This is a genomic window from Acidiferrimicrobium sp. IK (assembly GCF_025499425.1).
Taxonomy (GTDB): domain Bacteria; phylum Actinomycetota; class Acidimicrobiia; order Acidimicrobiales; family Palsa-688; genus Acidiferrimicrobium.
In genome coordinates this window covers 1-6,174 of sequence record NZ_JAIMCB010000032.1, presented here as the reverse complement: position 1 = coordinate 6,174, position 6,174 = coordinate 1, and the positions used below count along the sequence as shown (strand labels likewise).

The following is a 6,174-nucleotide window of genomic DNA, read 5'->3' as shown; positions in this document are numbered from 1 at the left end:
GCGGTCGCGGCGGTCGAGGTCCGCCGTGTCATGGTCGCCTACCTCGACGCTCGCCGCCCGACGCTGCGGCCCGGGTCGCTCGCAGGACTCACGAACGACTTGGCCTGCTTCGGCGAGTTCCTGGCCGCCAACGCCCCCGACGTCGCACGCCTCGCCGACCTTCAACGCTCACACATCGAGGCGTTCTGCGCCTGGGTCCCGACCCGGCCGTGGCGGGGCGGCAAGAAGCCCGGCAAGTCGATCTCGGCCAGCGCCGCGGCGCATAACGTCATCTCCGTTCGCAACTTCCTCGACGACATCGCCGCATGGGAATGGGGCGACGCGCCAGGCCGGAGGCTGATGTTCGGCTCCGACATCCCCCGCCAACCCGACCCTCTGCCCCGAGCGCTGCCACCCGACATCGACACTGCGGTGATGAACGCCGTCGCCAACCTCGACGACCCCATCGCCCGTGTCGGCCTCACCGTCATCCGCGCTACCGGCCTGCGCGCCGGCGAGCTCATCGACCTCGAGTTGGACTGCGTCGTCGACTACGGCACGCATGGTGCCTGGCTGCGCGTTCCCCTCGGCAAGCTCGCCACCGAACGCAGCGTCCCCCTCGACGACTCCACCCTCGCCGCCCTCGACGAGTGGATCGCCCAGCGAGGACCGCAACGAGCCATCCCGCACCCACGCCACGGCCGGCCCACCGACTTCCTCTTCGTCGAGCACGGCCAGCAGCCACCGACCGCCCGGCTGCGCCTCGGCCTCGCCCGGGCCGTGGCCGCCGCCGGTCTCACCGGCCCTGACGGCGCCGCACGGCGGGTCACCCCCCACCAGCTGCGTCACACCTACGCCACCAGCCTCGCCAACGCCGGGATGAGCCTCCAAGCGCTCATGGCCCTCCTCGGCCATACCAGCCCGGAGATGACCCTGCGCTACGCCCGGCTCGCGTCGCCGACGGTCAAGGCCGCCTACGACCAGGCCATCGGCAAGCTCGCCCGGCGCATCCCCGTCTCAGCCTCCGGTCGCCCCCAGGCCCCCCAGCGAGAAACGTGGCTCCGCTCCGAGATGCTCAAGACCCGGGTCGCTCACGGCTACTGCTCCCGCGACCTGGTTGCCGAGGCATGCCCCTACGCCAACATTTGCGAGACCTGCCCCAGCTACACCACCACCGCCGAGTTCGCTCCCGCCATCGACGCCCAACTCGCCGACATCCGCTCCCTACGCGACGACGCCAACCGGCGGGGCTGGCACAGCGAGACCGCCCGCCACGACCGGGTAATCGCCAGTCTCGACAGCCACCTCCGTCGGCTCAACAATCGGACCTGACCGCAACTTTTCCTTGACACCACCCCGAGGGCCGGTTAATGCACCGAAAAGTGTCAGGTTGCTTCCGCAGCAAAGCCGGTGCCGAACGATCCGCCCACCTGCGCAGCTACCTCGACACCACCAGGAAGAACGATATCTCCGCCATGGACGCCCTCATGCGGCTCTTCTCAGGAGATCCTTGGATGCCGCCGCAGCCCACGTAGGTGAACAGTTACCCTTCCTCACTGACCAAACGTGACTGTCGGGGTGCCACCCCCGGCGAGGAAGGAACGTCGATGTTGAGAGTAGTTGCTGACAAGCAGACGAGCGCGGAGCTGGGCTCGAGCCTGGACGAGATCGTGCGGGAGGGTGCCCGGCGGATGCTGGCCGCTGCGTTGGAGGCGGAGGTCGACGCGTACGTGTCGGGCCTGGTCGACGAGGTAGACGAGCACGGGAAGCGGCTGGTGGTCCGCAACGGCCACGCGCAGCCCCGGAGCATCCAGACCGGCGCCGGTGCGGTCGAAGTGGTCGCCCCGCGGGTCGATGACCGCCGGGTCGACGAGGCCACCGGGCAGCGTCGCCGGTTCCGGTCTTCGATCATCCCGCCGTGGGCCCGCAAGAGCCCGAAGGTCGCGGAAGTGTTGCCGTTGATGTACTTGCACGGGATGAGCTCGAAGGACTTCGCCCCCGCGTTGGAGGAGTTCTTCGGGTCCACGGCGGGGCTCTCCGCGTCGGTGGTCACCCGCCTGACAACGCAGTGGCAGGACGAGGCCGAACGGTTCTCCCGTCGATCCCTGGCGGACCGTGACTACGTGTACGTGTGGGCGGACGGGGTGCACTTCAACGTCCGGTTGGACGAGCACCGCCTGTGCGCCCTGGTGATCGTCGGTGTCCGCAGCGACGGGACCAAGGAGCTGGTGTCGATCACCGACGGGATCCGGGAGTCGACCGAGTCCTGGGCGGACGTGCTGCGAGACTTGCGCCGGCGTGGAATGACCGCCCCGACCGTCGCGGTAGGCGACGGCGCGCTGGGGTTCTGGGCGGCGTTGCGCGACGTGTTCCCCGAGACCGTCGAGGCCCGCTGCTGGGTGCACAAGGCCGCGAACGTCCTCAACGCCCTCCCGAAGTCGGCCCAGCCGGCCGCCCGGCGGGCGATCGCGGAGATCCGCGACGCCGAGGACCGCGATCACGCCGTCAAGGCGATCAAGGCCTTCGAGCGGGACTACGGGGCGAAGTGGCCCAAGGCCGTCGCGAAGATCGTCGACGACACCGACGTCCTCCTCAGCTTCTTCGACTACCCCGCCGAGCACTGGGTCCACTTGAAGACCTCGAACCCGATCGAGTCGACCTTCGCCACGGTGCGACTACGGACCAAGGTGACCAAAGGTCCAGGATCGAAAGCGGCCGGCCTGGCGATGGCGTTCAAGCTCATCGAGGCCGCCCAGGACCGGTGGCGGTCCCTCAACGCACCACATCTCGTCGCCCTGGTCCGTGCCGGCGCGAAGTTCGAGAAGGGGGTGATCGTCGAGCGCCCCAGCGAGCAGGACAGGGAGGTCGCCGCGTGACCCCGCAAAAATCCCATCCACAGGAGCCTGTTGCAGAAACTCTCGGTGGGGAATCTGGGAAAGTCCAGGTAGCGCGCGCGTGATTGCCGCGACCTGATCGCGCTGATCGCCGAGAATTTGTGTATGGCGTACAACTTCTTGGCGGTCGAGCGTGACCAGGTGTACCTGCTGCCCCCATCGGTGGCCGACTGGCTCCCCGAGGATCATCTGGCCTGGTTCGTGCTCGACGCCGTCGACGAGATGGACCTCGCCGCCTTCTACGCCGGCTATCGGACCGACGGCTGGGGGGCAGCGGCCCACGATCCCAAGATGATGGTGGCGTTGACCCTCTACGCCTACTGCCTGGGCGTCCGGTCCTCGCGCCAGATCGAGCGGGCCTGCCATGTCGACCTCGGGTTCAAGGTGGTGGCGGCCAACCAGTGTCCGGACCACACCACCGTCGCCCGGTTCCGCCAGCGCCACCAAGAGGCCATGGCGTCGGTGTTCACCTCTTCGCTGCGCCTGTGCGCCCAGACTGGGATGGTTAGCCTCGGCGTGGTGGCCGTCGACGGGACCAAGATGGGCTGCCCGGCCGCCCTCGACGCCAACCGCACCAAGGACCACATCGAAGCGGCGGTCCAAAAGATGTTCGAAGAAGCCGCCGCCCAGGACGCGGCGGAAGACGCCGCCTTGGACGCGGGCGTCACCGGGGACGAGCCACCCGCCCACCTGCGCGGCAAGGCGGCCCGACGCGAACGTCTGGCCGCGGCCAAGGCCGAGCTCGAGGCCCAAGACAAAGCCGCCAAAGAGGCCCACGAGGCCCACCTGGCCGAACGGGCCGAGAAAGAGCAGGCCAGCGGCAAAAAGCTTCGGGGCCGCAAGCCCAAGGCCCCCGACACCTCCGAGGCCAAGGCCAACATCAGCGACCCCGAGAGCCGCATCATGAAGACCAAGGACGGTTATATCCAGGGCTACAACGCTCAGGCCGTGGCCAACGAGGAACAGGTCGTCGTCGCCGCCGAGGTGACCGACGAGCACAACGACATGGGCCAGCTCCACCCGATGATCGAGGCCACGAACCGTTCCCTCTACGACGCCGGCATCACCGAGCGGCCGACGAAGCTGTTGGCCGACGCCGGCTACGCCTCCGAAGACAACCTGGCCCGCCTCGACGACAGTGATCCCGACTGCTTCATCGCCACGCGCAACATGAACAAGAACCCCCAACCGCGTAACGGGCGGCGGGGACCGCTGCGCGCCGATGCCACCCTGGTCGACAAGATGGACCGCAAGGTCTCGACCGCCTCGGGCAGGGCCATCTACACGAAGCGACAGCACATCATCGAGCCGGTCTTCGGCCAAACCAAGGACGCCCGAGGGGCCAGACGGTTCATGCGCCGAGGCAAGGCCGCCGCCCAAAGCGAGTGGAAGCTGCTCATGGGCACCCACAACCTCTTGAAGATCTACCGTCGCTCTCTCAGCGACGCCGCCACCGCGCCGTGGTCCCGCATGGCAGTCAGTAGCTGATGAAGGCGACCCGTCCGGACCTCGTCACAGGGCAAACCATGGACCAGAACGGCGGCGAAAGCGCCCGCACCAGCTGACTACTGATCCGCGGGGCTCCTCCGGGCTCACCTTCGAGCAAGACGACCAGGGGAGACCTCAGCGTGCCCGGCTCACTGCAACGGGCTCCCAGACGGCTGCATTCCAGTCCGAGCACGATCCCGGCCCGGCCCATGCTCACATCGGCGACCAGGCGTTGGAAGCCTTCACGGTCAGCGGCCGACGCCCCCGAGTGCCCCTGGTCGACGTCGACCACGATGATCTGTTCTGCCGTCCATCCCAACGCCACGGCCCGCCGGCGCAGATCGTATTGGCGGAGCGTCGACTCGGTGTTGTTCAACACCTGGCGCAGAGTGGACTGGCGGACATACAGATAGGCGGCCCGCTGTAGGTGCGTAGCCTTGACCTTGGTGACGGTCTCGGCGCTCACCGGCATTCACCCCACCACAGCGAGAGCCATCGCTGCGAGCACGCCGACCAGATCGCCGTCCAGATGTTCCGCGCCGGCCGGGCGTTCAGTCGGTCGGGAACCGACAGGCGGGATGGCCTGGCTGGTCCGCAGCCATGCCGCCATTCCCCGTCCCTGGAGCAGGGCGAGGCCGTGACGCCAGCCGGTCGGTCCGCCGCCCAGGGCTTGGGCTCGCAGCGCCTCATAGCGCTCCACGTCACCGTCATCGACGCTGCGCTCATCGGGTGCCGCCCCTTTTGGGCCGGCGGGAACGGGCCAGGGCCCGTTCCACCGAGCGCGGGTGGACCCGCAACCCGAACCGCTGCTCGATCGCCTCGACCAGATCGCCGGCCCGCAGGTCCGGGTCCTCGTCCAGGCGTTGTTGGGCGAAAGCCACTACCTCCTCGGACATCTTGTGAGCCCGCCGAGGACCCGGACGGGCCGGGACCAGCGCCGCCAGCCCGCCGGCGTCGAGCGCGGCGGCGGCCTCGTAAAACGACGGACGGGAGAACCCGTAATCGGCCACGGTGCGGCTCACCGCGTCGCCTTCGACTCTCACCCGGCGCACCATCTCGTACTTCACCTGCACCAGATCCCGGGCGTCAAGGAACTCCGAAGACGCAAACGCCGGGTCCCGCACCGCCTCAGGCCGGGGGTTCAAGCAGCGCTCCTCCCGCAACGCCTGAACCTTCGGGTCCTCCCTACGTCGAGCCATCCGCTCCCTCCCGGCATCAGGACTACAACAGTGTAAGCCCTATTATGCCGATATCAGAACGGCTGTCAAGCGCAGTCGACGGAATCCTCCGCCCAGCTACCGGTCAGCAGAGGCGGCCTAGACAACTCATCCAATACACCTGCCTAACAGCGGTGACATAATTGGCTTGACACCAACGGCATAGTTCGCCTTACACAGCGTCGGGATGCATCCCGTCGATGAGCTCCGCCAAAGCCAGCAGATCCACCACCCGGAACGGGCAACGGCCGCCTGACATGGTCACGAAGACATCCGGCTCGGCCACATCGGTCCACGACGTAGGAAGCGACTTCATAGTCCCGTCTTCGCCGAAGAAGAACACCCGATCCTGTCGCCAGGTCTGCTGCACGACCACGAACGGGAACTCGCGGCCCGACCACGGATGGAACGGATGAGTCACCCGAACAGTTCGCTGCTCACCGGATCCTTCAGGTGCATTCGACGGCAAGGTCCAACGCGATGGCCGAGGCGGTCAACGCCTTGTTCAAGACCGAGCTCTACCGCAACCCGGCCGTGCTCGCTCGGGTCGGCGGGCACTGGAAAGGCCTCGACGACCTCGAGGTCGAGACCTGCGG

6 protein-coding genes and 1 pseudogene are annotated in these 6,174 nt (G+C 67.8%); 3 read left to right on the top strand and 4 right to left on the bottom strand.

Annotated elements, in window-relative coordinates; all coding sequences use genetic code 11:
• The 3 genes from K6U06_RS24415 to K6U06_RS24405 form a co-directional block, all read left to right on the top strand.
• Positions 1-1,311, top strand: a 1,311-nt coding sequence (locus tag K6U06_RS24415; protein ID WP_262324601.1) for a tyrosine-type recombinase/integrase, incomplete at its 5' end; no start/stop codon positions are given.
• A gap of 275 nt (positions 1,312-1,586) precedes the next feature.
• Positions 1,587-2,855 (top strand): IS256 family transposase, encoded by a 1,269-nt coding sequence (locus K6U06_RS24410; protein WP_262324600.1) that lies wholly within the window; start codon positions 1,587-1,589, stop codon positions 2,853-2,855.
• A gap of 123 nt (positions 2,856-2,978) precedes the next feature.
• Positions 2,979-4,361, top strand: a complete 1,383-nt coding sequence (locus tag K6U06_RS24405) for a transposase (RefSeq protein ID WP_262324599.1) — start codon at positions 2,979-2,981, stop codon at positions 4,359-4,361.
• Between the two features lie 166 nt (positions 4,362-4,527).
• Here K6U06_RS24405 and K6U06_RS24925 read toward each other — a convergent pair.
• From K6U06_RS24925 to K6U06_RS24385, 4 genes and pseudogenes are all read right to left on the bottom strand, one after another.
• A pseudogene (locus K6U06_RS24925) lies at positions 4,528-4,833 on the bottom strand (recombinase family protein); the annotation flags it as partial.
• Entirely contained in the window at positions 4,834-5,061 is a 228-nt protein-coding gene (locus K6U06_RS24395; protein ID WP_262324597.1) for a hypothetical protein, read from the bottom strand.
• Between the two features lie 22 nt (positions 5,062-5,083).
• Positions 5,084-5,560, bottom strand: a complete 477-nt coding sequence (locus tag K6U06_RS24390) for a hypothetical protein (protein WP_262324596.1) — start codon at positions 5,558-5,560, stop codon at positions 5,084-5,086.
• A gap of 190 nt (positions 5,561-5,750) precedes the next feature.
• Complete coding sequence (locus tag K6U06_RS24385; protein WP_262324595.1) at positions 5,751-5,999, bottom strand: Y4bD/Y4pK family protein; 249 nt, start codon at positions 5,997-5,999, stop codon at positions 5,751-5,753.
• Positions 6,000-6,174 lie beyond the last annotated feature (175 nt).